Origin of the sequence: Streptomyces sp. AM 2-1-1, assembly GCF_029167645.1 — a bacterium.
Classification (GTDB): Bacteria; Actinomycetota; Actinomycetes; order Streptomycetales; family Streptomycetaceae; genus Streptomyces.
Map to the genome: position 1 here is coordinate 3,862,501 of NZ_CP119147.1, position 17,769 is coordinate 3,880,269.

General features: G+C 68.5%; 14 protein-coding genes and 2 rRNA genes (1 of these 16 only partly in view). 9 read left to right on the top strand and 7 right to left on the bottom strand.

What is annotated here, in order from left to right:
• The 3 genes from PZB77_RS16770 to PZB77_RS16780 all read left to right on the top strand — a co-directional run.
• A 23S ribosomal RNA gene (locus PZB77_RS16770) occupies positions 1-1,109 on the top strand (it extends 2,016 nt beyond the left edge of the window).
• 74 nt (positions 1,110-1,183) lie between these two features.
• Positions 1,184-1,300 (top strand): 5S ribosomal RNA (rrf, locus tag PZB77_RS16775).
• 152 nt (positions 1,301-1,452) lie between these two features.
• Entirely contained in the window at positions 1,453-2,019 is a 567-nt protein-coding gene (locus PZB77_RS16780) for a GNAT family N-acetyltransferase (RefSeq protein ID WP_275493407.1), read from the top strand.
• Positions 2,020-2,041: 22 nt separating this feature from the next.
• On the opposite strand, the gene PZB77_RS16785 is transcribed toward PZB77_RS16780, so the two are convergent.
• The 7 genes from PZB77_RS16785 to PZB77_RS16815 form a co-directional block, all read right to left on the bottom strand.
• On the bottom strand, positions 2,042-3,562 hold the full coding sequence (locus tag PZB77_RS16785; protein ID WP_275493408.1) for a type VI secretion protein: 1,521 nt from the start codon (positions 3,560-3,562) through the stop codon (positions 2,042-2,044).
• Position 3,563: 1 nt separating this feature from the next.
• Entirely contained in the window at positions 3,564-5,000 is a 1,437-nt protein-coding gene (locus tag PZB77_RS16790; RefSeq protein WP_275493409.1) for an ATP-binding protein, read from the bottom strand.
• Positions 5,001-5,175: 175 nt separating this feature from the next.
• The gene (locus PZB77_RS16795) at positions 5,176-6,726 is read right to left on the bottom strand and encodes an SCO6880 family protein (protein WP_275493410.1); all 1,551 of its coding nucleotides are present in this window, start codon (positions 6,724-6,726) and stop codon (positions 5,176-5,178) included.
• Positions 6,723-8,057: a hypothetical protein gene (locus PZB77_RS16800; protein WP_275493411.1), complete on the bottom strand. Its 1,335-nt coding sequence runs from the start codon at positions 8,055-8,057 to the stop codon at positions 6,723-6,725. Before PZB77_RS16800 ends, PZB77_RS16795 begins: the two co-directional genes overlap by 4 nt.
• Complete coding sequence (locus PZB77_RS16805; protein WP_275493412.1) at positions 8,047-8,937, bottom strand: hypothetical protein; 891 nt, start codon at positions 8,935-8,937, stop codon at positions 8,047-8,049. The genes PZB77_RS16800 and PZB77_RS16805 overlap by 11 nt, the downstream gene beginning before the upstream one ends.
• 179 nt (positions 8,938-9,116) lie before the next feature.
• Positions 9,117-9,425: a hypothetical protein gene (locus PZB77_RS16810; RefSeq protein ID WP_014047394.1), complete on the bottom strand. Its 309-nt coding sequence runs from the start codon at positions 9,423-9,425 to the stop codon at positions 9,117-9,119.
• 356 nt (positions 9,426-9,781) lie between these two features.
• Positions 9,782-10,636: a helix-turn-helix transcriptional regulator gene (locus PZB77_RS16815; protein WP_275493413.1), complete on the bottom strand. Its 855-nt coding sequence runs from the start codon at positions 10,634-10,636 to the stop codon at positions 9,782-9,784.
• 191 nt (positions 10,637-10,827) lie between these two features.
• Here PZB77_RS16815 and PZB77_RS16820 point away from each other — a divergent pair, with 191 nt between their 5' ends.
• From PZB77_RS16820 to PZB77_RS16845, 6 genes are all read left to right on the top strand, one after another.
• Entirely contained in the window at positions 10,828-11,313 is a 486-nt protein-coding gene (locus PZB77_RS16820; RefSeq protein ID WP_275493414.1) for an ATP-binding protein, read from the top strand.
• A 332-nt stretch (positions 11,314-11,645) separates the two neighbouring features.
• Positions 11,646-12,065 carry a hypothetical protein gene (locus PZB77_RS16825; protein WP_275493415.1) on the top strand — a complete coding sequence of 140 codons (420 nt, stop codon included), beginning with the start codon at positions 11,646-11,648 and terminating at the stop codon, positions 12,063-12,065.
• Complete coding sequence (locus tag PZB77_RS16830) at positions 12,062-13,858, top strand: alpha/beta hydrolase (RefSeq protein ID WP_275493416.1); 1,797 nt, start codon at positions 12,062-12,064, stop codon at positions 13,856-13,858. The genes PZB77_RS16825 and PZB77_RS16830 overlap by 4 nt, the downstream gene beginning before the upstream one ends.
• Positions 13,859-13,938: 80 nt before the next feature.
• On the top strand, positions 13,939-14,409 hold the full coding sequence (locus tag PZB77_RS16835; RefSeq protein WP_275493417.1) for a hypothetical protein: 471 nt from the start codon (positions 13,939-13,941) through the stop codon (positions 14,407-14,409).
• Positions 14,410-15,252: 843 nt separating this feature from the next.
• Positions 15,253-17,061, top strand: a complete 1,809-nt coding sequence (locus tag PZB77_RS16840; RefSeq protein ID WP_275496092.1) for an alpha/beta hydrolase — start codon at positions 15,253-15,255, stop codon at positions 17,059-17,061.
• Complete coding sequence (locus tag PZB77_RS16845; protein WP_275493418.1) at positions 17,058-17,708, top strand: hypothetical protein; 651 nt, start codon at positions 17,058-17,060, stop codon at positions 17,706-17,708. Before PZB77_RS16840 ends, PZB77_RS16845 begins: the two co-directional genes overlap by 4 nt.
• Positions 17,709-17,769 lie beyond the last annotated feature (61 nt).

The window sequence follows — 17,769 nt, forward strand, 5'->3', positions numbered from 1 at the left end:
AAGCCGTAAGGCGATGTATACGGACTGACGCCTGCCCGGTGCTGGAACGTTAAGGGGACCGGTTAGCTGACTTTCGGGTCGGCGAAGCTGAGAACTTAAGCGCCAGTAAACGGCGGTGGTAACTATAACCATCCTAAGGTAGCGAAATTCCTTGTCGGGTAAGTTCCGACCTGCACGAATGGCGTAACGACTTCTCGACTGTCTCAACCATAGGCCCGGTGAAATTGCACTACGAGTAAAGATGCTCGTTTCGCGCAGCAGGACGGAAAGACCCCGGGACCTTTACTACAGTTTGATATTGGTGTTCGGTTCGGCTTGTGTAGGATAGGTGGGAGACTTTGAAGCGGCCACGCCAGTGGTTGTGGAGTCGCCGTTGAAATACCACTCTGGTCGTGCTGGATGTCTAACCTCGGTCCGTGATCCGGATCAGGGACAGTGTCTGATGGGTAGTTTAACTGGGGCGGTTGCCTCCTAAAGAGTAACGGAGGCGCCCAAAGGTTCCCTCAGCCTGGTTGGTAATCAGGTGTTGAGTGTAAGTGCACAAGGGAGCTTGACTGTGAGACCGACGGGTCGAGCAGGGACGAAAGTCGGGACTAGTGATCCGGCAGTGGCTTGTGGAAGCGCTGTCGCTCAACGGATAAAAGGTACCCCGGGGATAACAGGCTGATCTTCCCCAAGAGTCCATATCGACGGGATGGTTTGGCACCTCGATGTCGGCTCGTCGCATCCTGGGGCTGGAGTCGGTCCCAAGGGTTGGGCTGTTCGCCCATTAAAGCGGTACGCGAGCTGGGTTTAGAACGTCGTGAGACAGTTCGGTCCCTATCCGCTGTGCGCGTAGGAATATTGAGAAGGGCTGTCCCTAGTACGAGAGGACCGGGACGGACGAACCTCTGGTGTGCCAGTTGTCCTGCCAAGGGCATGGCTGGTTGGCTACGTTCGGAAAGGATAACCGCTGAAAGCATCTAAGCGGGAAGCCTGCTTCGAGATGAGTATTCCCACCCCCTTTGAGGGGTTAAGGCTCCCAGTAGACGACTGGGTTGATAGGCCAGATGTGGAAGCCCGGTAACGGGTGGAGCTGACTGGTACTAATAGGCCGAGGGCTTGTCCTCAGTTGCTCGCGTCCACTGTGTTGTTCTGAAATAACAATCCGCTGTGTTTTTCCGGTTGGTTGATTTCATAGTGTTTCGGTGGTCATTGCGTTAGGGAAACGCCCGGTTACATTCCGAACCCGGAAGCTAAGCCTTTCAGCGCCGATGGTACTGCAGGGGGGACCCTGTGGGAGAGTAGGACGCCGCCGAACAATTTTTCCGGGAGACCCCCGTGCCTTGTGGCACGGGGGTCTTCTGCGTTCCAGGGCCGAATCGGCAGCGGGCACCTTCCCCTCCGCGCGGGAATGTCCGCGCCGGCGGGAATCCCGTTGAGGGCGCCGGCACGCGCGGGCAGCATGAGTCCATGAGAAGTAGTGATGTGGTGCGACGGGTTCGGGCTGCGGAGTGGCAGTCGGCCAAGGAGCTCCGGCTCGACGCCCTGCGGGATCCGGCGGCGCCGGTCGCCTTCCTGGAGACGTACGAGAGCGCCCTGGAGCAGCCGGACGTCTTCTGGCAGGAGCGCACCGCCCGCGGGGCGGAGGGCGACGAAGCCGCCCAGTTCGTCGCCGAGGCCGCCGACGGGACGTGGGCGGGCACGGTCACGGTCCTCGTCGAGCGGCCCGATCGGGCTGCCCGTTTCGGCGGTGCGGTGGATGCCGTGCAGGGGCACCTCGTCGGTGTCTTCGTACGTCCGCAGGCGCGGGGGACCGGGCTCACCGACGCGCTCTTCCGGACCGCTGTGGAGTGGTCCTGGGCCCTCCACGACCCGTTTCTCACGCGGTTGCGGCTCTTCGTCCACGAGGAGAACCCGCGGGCCGCCGCGTTCTACCGGAGGTTCGGCTTCGTACCCACGGGCAGCACCGTGCCGGGGCCGGCCGGGCCGGACGGCGCTGCCTCGCTCGAGCTGGAGCACGTCCTGGAGCGGGGCTGATCCGGTCGGCGGCCGTGTGCGTTCAGATCACCGGGGGTGTGGTGAGCGGGGTACGCCAGCGAGCGGCCGCCTGTTCGGGAGACCGCAGGAGTGCCAGTGTGGCGAGACCCTGGGTCTCTCCGGTCCTCAGCAGCTCGGGGAGACACGGCAGGGGAGCGACGGCGGCGACGTCGTCGAGGACGAGCGTGAGTGGTGGGTCGAGCCGACCGTCGGTTGACCGTGCGGCCATGCGGCGGCCGTGCTCGACCACGTGCGAGGCGAGCGCGGTGAGCAGGGGCATCGCGCCCGGGTGGTGGCGGGGGTCCTCGATGGACTCGCCGACCACATAGAGGGTTCCCCCCTCGGTGGCGAAGGAATCCAGCGCGGCGGCATCGGTTCGGTTCGGTGCGCACGCCTCGCGGATGTGGACCGTGCCCAGCGCGCCCAGCGCCCGCGCCGTCAGCTCCTGTGCGGCGCGGCGGCGTTCGGGGTGAGCGGTGAGGGCCGACTCGAGCAGACCGGCGAGACCGGACGCCGCCTTCGGGTGGGTGCGGAGCAGCCGTACGCCGTCCTGGGCGTTGCCGCCCTGTGCCCAGCGGTGCACCTGGCGGAACGGCCGTCCGTCCACGGCCGCGGCGTGCAGCCAGCACTGCAGCAGGGTCTGCGCGGTGTCCGCGGTCGCCTCGTCGAGGCGGGCCCGCGGCCGTACCGGTGCGAGCAGGGCCTCGGCCCGGGCCGCGGCCACCTCGGGCTGTTCACAGCCGGAGACGGGCGACCAGTGCAGCCGGGCCGGGGTGTCGCAGAGGTGGCCAGGGTCGTAGACGAGGACGGGCCCGAGCTTGCTGCGGGCGTCCTTGGTCGCGGCCCACACCGCGGGGTCGGACGTGACCACCAGGGCCCCGCCGGAGGCGTTCCGTACGGCCTCGACGGCGGTCTCCCGTCGGGCGTCGGCAGCGGCGTAGAGGAGAGCGGGGGTGGCGTGTGTCCGGGGGGAAGGGAGCAGCGGGGGCGGTGTGACCGGGTACGGGGGCGCGGGATCCGCCGGGGACGCGGGCGGGGCCGCGTACCCGGGCGCGGTGAAGGCAACGGACGCCGGTGCGGGGACAGCGGCCGGTGGGGGGTACGGCGCGGGGGCGGGGGGCGTGAGGGCGGCCAGGCGCTCCTCGCGGGCGCGACGGCGTACGGCACGGCCCCGGGTCACGACGCCCAGCAGGAACACGGCGAGGACCACCAGGATCAGCAGTTCGCTGATGAGGATGCCCCAGAAGAGGCCGTAGCCGGAGAGCTGGTCCGGTGGGGTGGCGGGCCAGGCGCCCGGGAGGTCCTGCGGTGCGGCCGCGAGCTCGCGGAGGGCGCCGGGGGTCCGGGGGAGGGACACTCCTCGGGGCCAGGCGCCATGGGCGAGCAGGCCGCCCAGGCCGGCGGCCGTCCAGGCCAGCACCGTCGCCCCGAGGAGGAAGGCGAGGCCACCGATCAGCAGACCGTCGGGAACACCGCCTCTCTCCTCGCGCCGGACGGGCGGCCGTCCGAAACCGGGACCGGGTCCCGGAGAGGTCGGCGCCATCTCAGGCCACCGTGGACTCGGACGTCTCACCGAGCCGCTGTTGCCGTTCGATGCGGGCCGCCCGCTGTGCCGTCTCCCGCTCGGCCTCGCGCGCGTACTCGGGCAGCAGGCCGTCCAGGTCGTCGTCGGGGTGGGCTGAGGACTCCGTCATCGCGCGGTCGGTGAAGACGAGCGGGCGTTCCGCCTCGGTGATCAGGTGTTTGACCACCTGGACGTTGCCGTTGACGTCCCACACCGCGATGCCCGGGGTCAGTGTCGGGATGATCTCCACGGCCCAGCGCGGGAGTCCGATGACCCGGCCCGTCGCCCGTGCTTCGTCGGCCTTCTGGGCGTAGATCGTCCGGGTGGAGGCCATCTTGAGGATCGCCGCCGCCTCACGCGCCGCCGCGCCGTCCACGACGTCGCTGAGGTGGTGCACGACGGCGACGAAGGAGAGCCCGAGCCGGCGGCCGAACTTCAGCAGGCGCTGGAAGAGCTGGGCGACGAAGGGCGAGTTGATGATGTGCCAGGCCTCCTCGACGAGGAAGATGCGTTTCTTCCGGTCCGGCCTGATCCAGGTGTGCTCCAGCCAGACCCCGACGATCGCCATCAGGATCGGCATGGCGATCGAGTTGCGGTCGATGTGCGAGAGGTCGAAGACGATCAGCGGGGAGTCGAGGTCGATGCCGTCGGTCGTCGGCCCGTCGAACATGCCGCGCAGGTCACCGTCGACGAGCCGGTCCAGGACGAGCGCGACGTCGAGCCCCCAGGCCCGTACGTCGTCCAGGTCGACGTTCATCGCCTCGGCCGACTCGGGCTCGGGGTGGCGCAGTTGCTCGACGATGTCCATCAGGACCGGCTGGCGGTCGGTGATGGTCAGGTTGACGTAGGCGTGGGCGACCTTCAGGGCGAAGCCGGAACGCTCGTCGAGACCATGGCCCATGGCCACTTCGATGATCGTGCGGAGCAGGGCGAGCTGGCCGGTGGTCGCGATCGCGGGATCGAGCGGGTTGAGCCGGATGCCACCGTTCAGGGCGGCGGTGGGGTCGAGCCGGACGGGGGTGATCCCCAGCTCCTCGGCGATGAGGTTCCACTCACCGTGCCCGTCCTCGCCCTGCGCGTCGAGCACCACGACCTGGCGGTCGCGGAAGCGGAGCTGACGGAGGACGTACGTCTTCTCCAGCGCAGACTTGCCGTTGCCGGACTCGCCGAGCACCAGCCAGTGCGGCGCCGGCAGCTGCTGCCCGTACAACTGGAAGGGGTCGTAGATGTACCCCTTGCCGGAGTACACCTCGCGCCCGATGATCACTCCCGAGTCGCCGAGACCGGGCGCCGCGGTGGGCAGGTAGACGGCCTGGGCCTGGCCCGTGGACGTACGTACGGGGAGGCGGGTCGTCTCCACCTTGCCGAAGAGGAACGCGGTGAAGGCTTCCGACAATGCGGACAGTGGGTCGCGCATGAGGTGGCTGCCCTCTCTCTCGACTGCTTCCGGTCGCCCGGAGGTGGGTGGTGCGGAGCGCTTGTCGCGCGGAGCGGTCCGTGGCTTTCCTGGAACGTGGCGGTGATGTCCGGGTGCTCACCGAGAGCCCCGCGCGGGGTTTCTCCCCCGGCCCGCCCGGCCCGGGGATCCCGCGTCAGCGGCGGATCCCGGTCGCGAACGGCAGGGTGTTCACGAAGGCGCGGTGATGCTCGCGGTCGCACCACTCCAGCTTCAGGTACGACTTGCCGGCCGAGGCCCGGATCGTCCGCTTGTCCCGCGCGAGTGCCTCGGGGGAACGCGACGACACGGTGATGTACCCGACGAGGTTCACTCCCGCCGCGCCGCTCGCGAGGTCCTCACCGCGCTGGTCGAGCCTGCCGTGGGCGGCGATGTCACGCGGGTCGACCGTGCGGTTCATCTTGGCCTGGCGGCTGGCTTCGGCGTCGTCGTTGGTCTTCTCGGTCAGCATCCGCTCGATCGCGAGCTCGGTGGGTTCGAGATCCATCGTGACGGCGACCGTACGGATGACGTCGGGGGTGTGGACGAGGAGCGGGGCCAGGAAGTTGACGCCCACCGGCGTCATCGGCCACTCCTTCACCCAGGCCGTGGCATGGCACCACGGTGCGCGCGTGGTGGACTCCCGGGTCTTCGCCTGCAGGTAGGTCGGCTCGACCGCGTCCAGCTCGGCCGGCCACGCGTTCCGCTTCGTCATCGCCTGGATGTGGTCGATCGGGTGGTCGGGGTCGTACATCGAGTGCACGAGCGAGGCCAGCCGGCTCTGACCCAGCGGCTGGCGGACCCGGATGTCGGCCTCGGCCAGGCGGGCGCAGATGTCGGTGAGCTCACGGGCCATCACGACGGCCAGCCCGCTGTCGCGGTCGAGCTTGCGGCCGCCCTGGGGGCGTGCCGCGCGGGCCATCGCGTTGGCCTCGGCACCGAGCTCGCGGCTGTGGTGCATGCAGGCGACGAGGTACGCGCGGTGCTGTTCGCTGGAGGTGGAGACCATCGACTGCAACTGGTCGTACGAGTCCTGGAGCCAGCGCGGCGCGTGGTGGTCGCCCCGCTGGGCCACGTCCTTGGCGTGCGCGTCCGGGTCGGCGGGGAGGGTGCGGGCCAGCATCTGGATGCGGGTGACGAAGCCGTCGCCGTTGGCCACGTGCTTGAGCAGCGTCCCGAAGCGGTCGACCAGGGCCTCCTGGTCCTCGCTGTCGCGCAGCCCCACACCGGGGCCCTCGATCTCGATGGCGGCGGTCACGGTACGGCGGTCGGCGTGCAGGAGGACAGCCATCTCGTCCGGCCCGAACGGGGCGGAGAGCCAGCTGATCCGTCCGATCCCCGGAGGCGGCCCGACCTCGACCTCCCGGCCGTCGCCCCGTACGCCGGCCTCCATCACGGAGGACCGGTAGGCGGTGCCGCGGCGCAGAGACCGCTTGAAGCTGCGGTTGATCTCGAACCACTTGTAGAAGGTCCGGTGCTTGTACGGGAAGTACACGACGGCCAGGGCCAGCATCGGGAATCCGGTGAGCAGCACGATGCGCAGCGAGAGCACCGGGACGAGGAGACCGCTCATCATCCCGAGGAACGCGCCGACGATGATGAGGGCGATCTCGCCGGTCTCGCGGTTCTTGCCGACGATCGCGTTCGGCCGGGCGCGGCCGATGAGATACGTGCGGCGGGGCGCGATCGGGTGGGACTGGATCGTCACCGCCCTCCACCTCCTGTGCTCGGATTACCTGTGCTGCCGGAACCGCCCCGCGGGGAGCGGCTGCTGTGGGGGGTCCCGGAGGTGGGACCGGAACCGCTGCGGGGTGCGGGGGCGGCCCCTCCGCCCCCGGTGCCCCGGGAGCTGTGGGCCGCGACACCGCCGCTGACCGGGTTGGCGGGGCGTCCGCCGCCTCCGCCGCCGCTGTTCTGGTCGTTGCGGCCGCTGTGCGTCTTGATGCCCTGGGAGACGAGTGCGGCGGGCGAACTGACCAGGGCGGCGGCCTGGGAGCCGTCGGTCGCCTGCTTGCGGTTGGTGCGCGCACCCTGAATCTCGTCGCCGAAGCCGGGGACGAAGCGGTAGATCATCGCCGAGGCGAAGATGGCGAGCAGGATGATGGAGAGGCCGGAGACGACGGCGGAGAGCGCGTCGGGGCCGTCGTCGGCGGAGAGCGCGCCCGCGAGGCCGAGGACGATCACGATCACCGGCTTGACCATGATCACCGCGATCATGATGCCCGCCCAGCGGCGTACGTGGCCCCACATGTTCTTGTCGACCAGCCCGGCGTACACCACCACGCCCAGCAGCGCACCGACGTAGAGGAGGGCCGCCCGGATGACCAGCTCCAGCCAGAGGATGCCGGCGGCGAGGAGGGAGACGAGGGAGACGACGATCAGCATGATCGGGCCGCCGCCCATGCCGTCGCCCTTCTCCAGCGCCTCGGCGAACGAGCCGAAGAAGACGTCGGACTGGCCGCCCGTGGCGGACGAGATCACCTCGGTGACCCCGTCGGTGGCCGAGACGACGACGTACAGGATGAGCGGCGTGAAGGCCGAGGCCAGCACGGTGAGCCAGAGGTACCCGACGGCCTCGGAGAGCGCGGTGGTGAAGGGGACACCGCGGATGGCCCGCTTGGCCACGGCGAACAGCCAGAGGACGAGGGTCAGGATGGTGGAGGCGGCGAAGACGATCGCGTACTGCTTGCGGAAGGACTCGTTGGTGAAGTCGACGGTGGCGGTGCCCTCGACTGCCTTGCTGAGCTGGCCGATGAGGTAGGACGCGGCATCGGCGCAGCCGTGGGCGAGGGAGGTGAGGGGGTCCAGGGGGTCGTCGGTGGTGTCGGGAGGCGTGGTGCGTGCGCCGGTGTCGCCTTCGCAGTAGTCCTTGGCGGGGCCGACAATGAGCTCGCACTTACTGTCCCCACTCGGGGAGGGGGATGGCGTGGGTGAGGGCGATGGTGCTGCGGCAGCACGTGCTGCGAAAGTCAGCAGCGTCCCTTGAAGAATCGCGAGCGCGATGCCTGCTTTAGCCGCCAGGCGGGAGCTAACGGGCATAAGTGAACCCTCCGTACTCCTCGACTGCCTTGGCGATTTCATCGGCGCTCGCGGCGGTGCGATCCGTATTCACCGGCGCGGGGCCGTCTTTCTGAGTGAAGCTGTCGACTTTCCACTCGTCGGCCACCCAGTGAAGTTCGAACGTCATGGTGAACCAGTCGTTGCTTACCGGGTTGGTCGAGCTGACCCCTGCGGTGCCGAAGACGCCCGTGCACCACACCTCGACTCTGGCGGAGGAATCCGCGTAGCTGGTCAGCTTCGTTCCCACCGGCGCGGTTCGTGAGACGTACGTGAGGCCACTGGGCGCATTGCCGCTCTTGTCCAGACCGAGCTTGTTCAAAAAGCTCTCGTTGTAGGACTGGTCGAACTTGGCCGCCAGCTCCCCGGCGCGCTCGGCGGTGAACACCTGGCTGATGATCTGCGCTCGTCGGTCCGGCTTGAGAATGTCGGCGGATACCAGAGCCACCGCATAGTTCGCCGCCGCGCTCTGGGCCCCCTGCTCGTCGTGGGCGAAGCCCGAGGCGATGGTGCCGTTCTTGCCGGTGACGGGGTCGGTGCCGGTGGGGGCGGTCGGGGCGGTGCCTCGTGTCGTGTCCGAGCCGCCGTCGGCCGAAGTGCCGGAGGTGGTGGGCGCGGCGTCGTCGCCCTTGTCACCACCGAGGTTCGCGAACGCGATGGCGGCGACGAGCAGCACCACCACGCCGACAGCCATGACCAGCGAGCGGGAGTTGCGGGCGGGCCGCCGGCCGTGGGGCGCGCCGGGGTTGCCTTCGGGGAGGCGGGTGCGCGTCTGGCGGGTGCCGCCCAGCGTGCTGTACGCGCTGTCGTCCCGGCCGCCGGAGTCCCTGCTTCCGTAGCCCTGCTCGTCGTCGTAGCTCATGCCGCGTACGTCCCCTCAGCCGTGTGCGGACTGCCGTCATATGACGGTAGCTCTGCTGGGCGCCTCGCGGGTGCGGTGCGGTGACTCGACATGGGATGACTCGACCTCAGCCGGGGGCGCGACGGACGGATGGTGGTGGGGAGACGGCGGACGACGGCATCCCTGGTGCCGACGGGCCGTCAGACCGCCATGCCGTACACGATGGTGAAGAGGGTGCCGAGGGAGCCGATGATGAAGACGCCGGTCAGACCCGCGACGATCAGGCCCTTGCCTTGTTCCGCGCTGAAGGTGTCGCGCAGGGCAGTCGCGCCGATGCGCTGCTTGGCCGCGCCCCAGATCGCGATACCGAGGCAGAGCAGGATGGCGACCGCCATCACCACCTCGATCATGATGCGCGCCTCGTTGCCCAGCGTTCCGAACGGGCCCCAGTTCGGCGCGATTCCGCCGATGATGGTGGTGATGTCGCCCTTTTCAGCTGCCAGGATCATGTAAGTCACCGCCCCAGTTGGGTACTTCGCCGCCCGCGCCGGCCGGTGCGGGTCATGCCGTCTATCTTCGCTGATGAAACCGCCGTCGTACGACGCCTTCACGGGTCTCTTTACCCGGATCTCGCACACATGACCGGAACCACCGCCCTGACCTGCGGTGCGCTCCGGACCGGCGGCGATACCGCACGATCACTCTGTGTATCACGCTCCGTGACGATGGGCAATGAGGATGGGTGCGGCATTCTGGCGCGATCGCAGCGCTCGTCGGGCCGCCCGTGTTCGGATGCGCTGTTCGAGAGCGGGTCGTACGCCGTCGCGTTCGCCACGGGGGTGACGCAACGTCATGTCCACCTGGGTCACGAGCGCTCGGTCGCGAAGGAGTGCAGAAGCTCACGGCTCCCGGATGCGTCCAGGGCGAGTGACTCGAGACGGTCCAGCACGTGGCGGTAGGTCCGGAGAGGTGCTTCGGCATCCAGCTGCGTCAGGCCGTGCGGCTGTTCCAGATGCACGGTGTCCAGCTCCGGGACGGATCCCCTTACGTACGTGATGGGTTGTCCGGTCACCGGCTGACCGCCGGAGGCGAAGGGGATGACGCGGAGGGTCACGGTCTCCCGCTCGCTCATCGCCAGAAGGTGGCGCAGTTGCGGGCCGGCGATCCGGGGGCCGCCGAGACCCATGTGCAGGGCGGCCTCGTGGATGACCGCGCGGAACGGCACCGCGTCCGTGCGGAAGACGACTTCCTGCCGTCTGATGCGGAAGGAGAGCCGGCGCTCGACTTCGGGTGGGGAGAGTTCGGGAACTGCCTGCGCGAGGGAGTCCCGGGCGTATTCGACGGTCTGCAGCAGGTCGGGGACGGTGCAGGTGGTGGCGGCGCGGAGTGCGGTGCCGTGGTGTTCGAGTTCGGCGAGGTCGAGCAGCCCGCCAGGCAGGTCGCTCCGGTACTCCTCCCACCAACCGCTGCGGCGTTCGCCGGTCATCGCCGCCAGCGCCTCCACGAGAGCGCGGTCGGTGCACGCGTAGTGGCGTGACAGGGCCCGGACCCGGTCGGCGCTCACGCCGTACCGGCCGGCCTCGATGTTGCTGATCCGCGCCTGGTTGCCGCCGAGCAGGACAGCGGCCTCCGTGGCGGTGATGCCGGCGCGCTCACGGAGCTTGCGCAACTCCGCGCCGAGTCGTCGCCGACGTGCCGTGGGAGTCGAGTTGGTCGCCATCGGCCTCCCTTCGCCCAGTCACTCGTACGGGTGTTATAGGGCATGCATTACCCCGAGTGGAGGGAATGTATTACATGGCCCCTCTACCGTGATCGTGGGACAGGTGCCCGCGACGAGCCCGCAGGTCGGCCGGTTCGGACGTCGGGTGCCGTACGGGGCCCGCCAACCGCACCGAACGAACGGGGACTTCCATGCACGCACCCACCGTATCGCCGCCGTGGGCGTACACCCTTCAACTGCCGCACGATCCGCGTTCTCCGGGCGTCGCCCGCTCGGTCCTGCGGGTCGTGCTGCGGGCACACGGGATGACTGGTCTGGCCGACACGGCCGAGCTGATGGTCAGTGAGCTGACGACCAACGCCTACCAGCACTCCTGGGGCTCGTACTCGCTGCGGATGTGCGGCGCCGGCCAGGGGCGGATCCGGCTCAGCGTCTGGGACAGCAATCCGGAGATCCCGCCCCCCTTCCGGGACTCGGGGGAGCACGGAAGCACCCGAGGCGCCAGGGGTCCCGAAGCGTACGTACCGGCGCAGCAGACCTCGCTCACCGAGCGGGGCCGTGGTCTGGCTCTCGTACAGATGTGTGCGGACAGCTGGGGTGGACTCGCTCTGCCGGGCGCCCCGTCGGGCCAGGGCGGCAAACTGCTGTGGGTGGTGTGCGGAGAGAAACCGGAGTGAGCGCGTCCCGTCACCACCGCTCGGGTGGTACGGGTTGACGGTCCGCCCTTCATTCGGGTGAAACCGCAGCCGGATCCACCCGTGTACGCCCCCGGGATACCGGGCCCGCGCCAGGTTGGGTCGAGGAAGGGCGGCGCGTCGCCCTTCCATGATTTGGCACAGTGCTGCCGCTCCACGATCTGAGATCAAGGAACGGGGTGAGGGCGGTGTCCGTGATCGGACAGCCGCAGGGGCGGCAGACACTGAGAGACCTGGCCGAGCAGCCGGTGCACGGCCACGACACGGACGGTCCGGCCGATGGGCCAGGGCCGGGCCGGGGGCCGGGAGGCTCTGTGTCCGGCCACGCGCGGTTGCAGCACAGCGACGGCCCATGGGTCAGGGCCGCGGGTGGTGCGGAGGCGCTCCACACCCATCTCGCACCGGCCCGCGCCGAACTGGAGAAGTCGCACGAAGGGCTGCTGGCCGGCGAATCCGCGGGTCACTTCGCGGTACTGCGTGAGCTCGCGGCCGTCCGTGAGTCCTGGGTGCGTCGCGTGGGGACGGCGCAGGGTGAGTGCGGAAGCCTCGCCGGCAAGTTGCGGGCCGTCGCGCGGGAACAGGGCGCGACGGACCAGGCGGTGCGGGAGAGCTTCGGCCCGCGGACGGACGTCCCGGCGCAGCCGTCGCCGGTACCGCACCTCGCCCCGTCGCCACCGGCCTCGGGGCCGACGCCCCCCTCTGCGCTGTACTTCCTCGGCGGGAGTGACACGTGAAGGGGGAACTGACGTGGTCGGCGCTCCTCTCCGTACCGTGCGGGGAGCTGGACGGCGCGGCCGACGGCTGGGGCCGCCTCAGCGGCAGAGCGGACGCGGCGCGCGACCGGATCGACCAACAGATCATCATCGGCCTGCGGGACACACAGGAAGGTGAGGCGGCGGACGCCGCCCTCGACCGCCTGCGACAGCTGGCCAGGAACTTCCAGTACGTCTATACGGAGACCGGGCTCGTACGCACGGCGCTCAACAGCCTCGCGCACGAGGTGCGCGCGCACCAGAAGTCGGTCCGCGAGGCGTTGGCGGACGCTGCGGGTCTGCAGTTCACCGTGCACCCGGACGGCTCGGTGTCCTACCCGGAGAAGGCCGGCCTGATCGCGGAGACGCCGCTTCCGGGGGGAAGGACCGTCGCCGGCAGCGGATTCCCTGATCTGAGAGGGCCGTCGGGTGCCCTCACCGCTCCCAATCCTCATGCGGCCACCGCGCAGGGCATCGCCGACCGGATCGCCAGGTCGGTGACGATGGCTGCCGACGCGGACGTGCGGTACGCGCGCATCCTCCGTGACCTGAAGGCCGAGGACGGCCTGAACGTCCCGAACGCGGCGTGGACCGACGCTGCGGCCGACATGGCATCCGTGCGGGCGGCCGCTCGGGCCTACCTGAACGACCACATCCCGTACCAGGCGACGGCCGCCGAGCGTAAGGAATGGTGGGCCGGCCTCCCGCAGGAGCTTCGTGACGAGTACCTGGCGACCTACCCGGACATCATCGGGAACCTCGACGGAATCCCCGCTCTTGTACGCGACGCCGCCAACCGGGACAGCCTCCAGCTGCTGATCGGCAAGTTGGAGGGGGTGGGCGGTCACGACGCGGCGGAGAAACTCGAGGCGCTGCGCTTGATCGACGAGCAATTGCAGGCGCCGCTCAAGGCGGGCGACCCGCCGATGTACCTGCTCGGCATTGGCGACGAGGGGAACGGGCGCGCGATCGTGGCCTATGGAAATCCGGATACGTCGAGGAATGTTGCGACCTACGTGCCCGGGCTAAATACATCATTGGACACAAAGTTTTTTACGTCGGATGTTAAGAGAGCCAGGGATACTGCCGTTGCGGCGCGAGAAATCGATGGGTCTAGTTCGGTCATTGTTTGGCTGGGCTACGACGCGCCGCAATCTCCTGACTGGTTCCATTCGTTTGAGGTGGCGGGATCTGCGTCGGCGACAGAGGGTGGAGCTGCTTTGGATGGATTCATGGATGGGATGCTCGTTGCGAATGAGAATGATAATCCGCATCTGACCGCCATTGGCCACTCGTATGGTTCTCGGACCGTAGGCGCTGCCTCGCAACTTGAGGGCGGCATTTCGGGCGTCGACGACATCGTCCTAGTAGGCAGTCCAGGAGTTGGCGTGGATCATGCTAGTGACATGTCGGTGGGTGCTGATCACGTCTTCGTCGGTGCTGCCGATAATGATTTTGTAACCACGTTCCCTTCAAAGACTGAAGTAGCGGCGAGTGTGGTCGGATTCCTTGCCGGTGGGCCAACTGGATCTGTCATCGCAGCCAAGGTTGCTGACCCAAATTCTGACGAAGGATGGTTTGGTAGGGATCCAGCTAGTGGGGCCTTCGGAGCACGGCGGTTCTATACGTCAGACGGTCCGTCCTTCCTTGGGTTCGGATCCGTTGCCTCGCATTCCCAATATTTTGACCCGGATTTGGATAGCGTGAGCGCAGATAATATTGCACTGATTGCTGCTGGCCAGTCCGCGAAGATCAAAACGAAGGATCCTCGTTGATGAGTAGGAAATGCGCAATTTTAATCGCGGTGCTCGTAGCGTTGTGCGGATCGGCATGCTCCCGAGAGTGGCGGCAAGATATGGATATGCAGGAAGCTGCGCAGTACGGTGACAACGCGCTTGATGCCGTTTTCCAAGATATTAAGCCTGCCGTTCATTGGACTCATGGTCCCACAAGCATCGGTAGTTGTGAGGTATCGCGCAGGCGGACAGTCATGACTGTCATTTCGGAAGCGAGGCGTGGCAGTTTTTTGGGGGTCGTAGATCGGTTTTGGCGAAAAAGTGGATATGAAATCACGGCGATCAATAATGATGAAACGTTCCCCGCGATTTATGCGAGGACGCAGGAGAGTTTTACCTTGGTGTTGCGATTCGGAGGATCCGGACAAGCATTTTTCCGCGTAGACAGTCCGTGTGTTGAAAACTCCGAGGTCGTCGATTCAAAAAGCAAGCCCAACACCCCCAGTTACGAGGGCATGGAAAACATTCCGCGCCCCAACATTCACTCCGACTTCTGGTCGGCCACATCCGGAAGTTCGCCGGCCTCCTGAGGCAGTGACCGGGTGGTGGCCGCCGTGAAAGCCTCGTCGGTCAACTGACCTTTCCTGGAAGCTATTTGAGTCCCGGTTTGGGTCCTGGGGCCCATGCCTTGGGCGGCAGGGGTGTGGTCCTCTACGTGCGGTGGCTGGTCTGCCACCGCACGTACTTGTGAGCTGGAGGACCCCCACGTGTCTGGCATACGAGAACTTGCGGTTCCGGGGGGTGGTGCGACGGGCGCCACTCGGCTGGCGGATGGTGGACGCCGCAGACCAAGGGCGTTACAGGCCTGCTTAGTTCTCGTACGACTGGTTTTCGCGAGCACTGTCCTGGGCGTGATCAACGTGCTCGCGTTGGCGTCCTCGGTGGATGCGGTGGACGGGCGGCTACTGGGGTGGCTTCTGTATGCCGCGCTGCCGGGATCCGTCGGTTTTCTGCTCTCGCTCTACGCGCGTATCAGCGGGCGCGGAGTGTGGCTCGGGCTGCTGGGGATGCAGGTCTGGCTCCTGCTCGGTTCGCTGGCGACGTTGGGTCACGCGGGCGCAGGGACGGGAGGCCTTCCGCAACTGGTGCTGCCCGTAGTCGTCATGGTGCTGCTGTGTCGGCCGGCGGTGCGGGGATGGTTCCGGACGCCTGTTGCGGAACGGGAAAAGGGGCCGCGCTTCAGCGTGGGCGGTATTTTCGCTGCTCGCCGGGACAGCGGTCAGAGCGCGATGGAGTACCTCGGCCTCGTGTTGATCGTGGTGGCCTTGGTCGGGGCGATCACGGCGACGTCCGTCGGTACCCAGCTCACCGGCGAGATACGCGGTGCCATCTGCCAGTTGACCGGGAGCGCATGCTCCTCGGCAGGCGGCGACGTGGTCGCCGGAGGAGAGAACGAGAGCCGTACGGCCGGATCTTCCGGCGGGCCCGGCGCTGACGGTGGAAGGCAAGGCGGCACGGACGGCGGGGTGTCCACCGCATCCGGCGGGGGCTCGAACATAGGCGGAAGCGCCGCGACCACTGCCGGCGGCACCGCAACCGGTGCGACCAACGGCGATCAGGGCACCGTTACCGCAGGCGGGACCGGTGAAGGCTCAGCAACCGAAGGCGCCACCACCGAGCGCACCGCCCCGCAGCACGCGCAAGCAGCCGGCACGTCCGGCGCATCCGGGTCGTCGGGCACATCCGGGTCGTCCGGCACATCCGGCTCCCCCACCACCCCCGCAGCCCCCACCACCCCCGCAAGCCCCACCCCCCGCCCGAGCCACGGCGGGTTCTTCCATGGCCTGGTCACCGATGGGCTCCTGGGGGATCTCGGAGGTGCGGCCAGGGCCGTACGGCACCCGCGGGAGAGCATCGCCCGGCTCGGCGACCCGTGGTCCGGGAGGGCCGGGGGTGCCGGGGCCGAGAAGGCGTCGGGGGACTGGGCCGGGGCGATCGGGGCGTGGGCCGAGGCGTCCGGGGGCGTCGGGGTCGGGGGGATGGGGTTGCCCGGGTCCGGATCCCGGGTAACGGCGGCGGTCCGCGAGGACGAACGGCGGTTCCTGAACGACCGGATCCCGGTGAACGCCCCGGCGGCGGCGCGCAAGGCGTGGTGGGACGGGCTGAGCGCGGCCGAGCGTGCGCGGTACCTGGAGGTGTCACCGGAACGGATCGGCAACCTGGACGGGATCCCCGCCTCGATCCGGGACCGAGCCAACCGGCAGAACCTCCAGACCCTGATCACCCGGCTGGAAGGCCGCGGCGACACGAAGTCCAAGAGGATGCTGGAGGGGATGAGGGAGATCGACCGGCAGGTGAAGGAGGGCTCGCAGCCACCGATGTTCCTCCTGGGGATCGGTGACGAGGGCAACGGCCGGGCGATCGTCTCGTACGGGAATCCGGACCTGGCGCAGCACGTGTCGGCGTACGTGCCGGGGCTGAACACCTCGCTGGACAAGGAGTTCGCGCAGAACGACCTGAAGCGGGCGCGGGACACCGCGATCGGGGCGCAGGGGTACGAGACGTCGAGCGCCGCCGTCGTCTGGCTGGGGTACGACGCCCCGCAGTTGCCGGACGGCGACGGGATTGCCGGGTACTTCGCCATCATGGGCACCGGGCGGGCGGTGAAGGGTGGGGCCGCCTACAGCGATTTCTGGGCCGGGCTGACGGCGACGAACACCCACGCGGACCCGCACTTCACCGCGATCGGCCACTCCTACGGCTCCCGGACGGTGGGCGCGGCCACCCAGCGGGAGGGCGGGATCCCCGGCGTCGACGACATCGTCCTCGTGGGCAGTCCGGGGGTGGGCGTCGACCAGGCGGTGGATCTGGGGGTCGGCGCCCGGCACGTGTTCGTCGGCGCGGCGGCGAACGACCCGGTGACCAAGCTGCCGTCGAAGACCCAGGCGGTCGTGGGGTCGCTGGGACTGCTGGCCCTCGGTCCGGCGGGGGCCTACTTCGCGGGGGACCTCGCGGATCCGGGCGACGACGACCTCTGGTTCGGGAAGGATCCGGCGAGCAAGGCGTTCGGGGCCGTCCGCTTTCCGGTGGACCCCGGGCCGCCGTTGATCAGCGGGCACGGCATCAGCGCGGAGGCGCACTCGCAGTACTTCGACCCGGTGCGGGACGCCATGTCGGCCGACAGCATCGCCCTGATCGTCTCGGGGCATTCCAGCAGTCTGAAGATGGAGGAACAGCGATGAGGCGGAGGGTCCGGACAGCGGGCGCCCTTCTGGCGCTCGGTGTCGCGCTGGTCGGCTGCGGCGGGCAGCAGGCGGGGTCGGCCGGTTCCGGCCCCAACGGCCTCAGCAGCCCCAGCGGGAACACCACGGCTCCGAGGGCTGCGGAGACGGGGGCCACGGCGACGAGCGGGAGCACGGAGAGTGCCATGAGCGCGATGGACATGCAGGGTGCCGCCGAGCGCGCCGACGACATGCTCGACCTCACGCTGGGGGCCATCGAGCCCGCGGTCCGGTGGGCGCACGGCCCGACCACGACCGGTTCGTGCGACGTGACGCGCCGGCGCACGGTGATGACGGTCGTCGCGCCCGAGCGGCGGCAGGAGTTCCTGGACAGGGTGGAGTCGTTCTGGCGCGAGCGCGACTACCGGATCAAGGCGGTGAACACCGACGAGGAGTTCCCCGCGGTGTACGCGCAGGCGGAGGGGTTCGGCATCAGCGTGAGCGTACGGGGCGGGGGGCAGGTGTTCTTCGAGGTGGACAGCCCGTGCGTACGGGAGTCGAAGGTGGCCGCGTCCGCGTCGAAACCGAACGGACCCTCGTACGAAGGGGTCTACCCCCTGCCGCGGCCCGATGTGGAATCCCCGTACTGGTCCGAGGGAGCCTCCTGAGCGGGATGTCGCGGAGAGGTGGAGCACCGGTGCGGCCGTCCTGACAGTGCGTCGGGCGGCT

Coding starts and splice junctions, on each gene's coding strand:
- PZB77_RS16780 (WP_275493407.1), top strand. CDS start 1,453: ATGAGAAGTAGTGATGTGGTGCGACGGGTTCGGGCTGCGGAGTGGCAG.
- PZB77_RS16785 (WP_275493408.1), bottom strand. CDS start 3,562: ATGGCGCCGACCTCTCCGGGACCCGGTCCCGGTTTCGGACGGCCGCCC.
- PZB77_RS16790 (WP_275493409.1), bottom strand. CDS start 5,000: ATGCGCGACCCACTGTCCGCATTGTCGGAAGCCTTCACCGCGTTCCTC.
- PZB77_RS16800 (WP_275493411.1), bottom strand. CDS start 8,057: ATGCCCGTTAGCTCCCGCCTGGCGGCTAAAGCAGGCATCGCGCTCGCG.
- PZB77_RS16805 (WP_275493412.1), bottom strand. CDS start 8,937: ATGAGCTACGACGACGAGCAGGGCTACGGAAGCAGGGACTCCGGCGGC.
- PZB77_RS16810 (WP_014047394.1), bottom strand. CDS start 9,425: ATGATCCTGGCAGCTGAAAAGGGCGACATCACCACCATCATCGGCGGA.
- PZB77_RS16815 (WP_275493413.1), bottom strand. CDS start 10,636: ATGGCGACCAACTCGACTCCCACGGCACGTCGGCGACGACTCGGCGCG.
- PZB77_RS16820 (WP_275493414.1), top strand. CDS start 10,828: ATGCACGCACCCACCGTATCGCCGCCGTGGGCGTACACCCTTCAACTG.
- PZB77_RS16835 (WP_275493417.1), top strand. CDS start 13,939: ATGGATATGCAGGAAGCTGCGCAGTACGGTGACAACGCGCTTGATGCC.
- PZB77_RS16845 (WP_275493418.1), top strand. CDS start 17,058: ATGAGGCGGAGGGTCCGGACAGCGGGCGCCCTTCTGGCGCTCGGTGTC.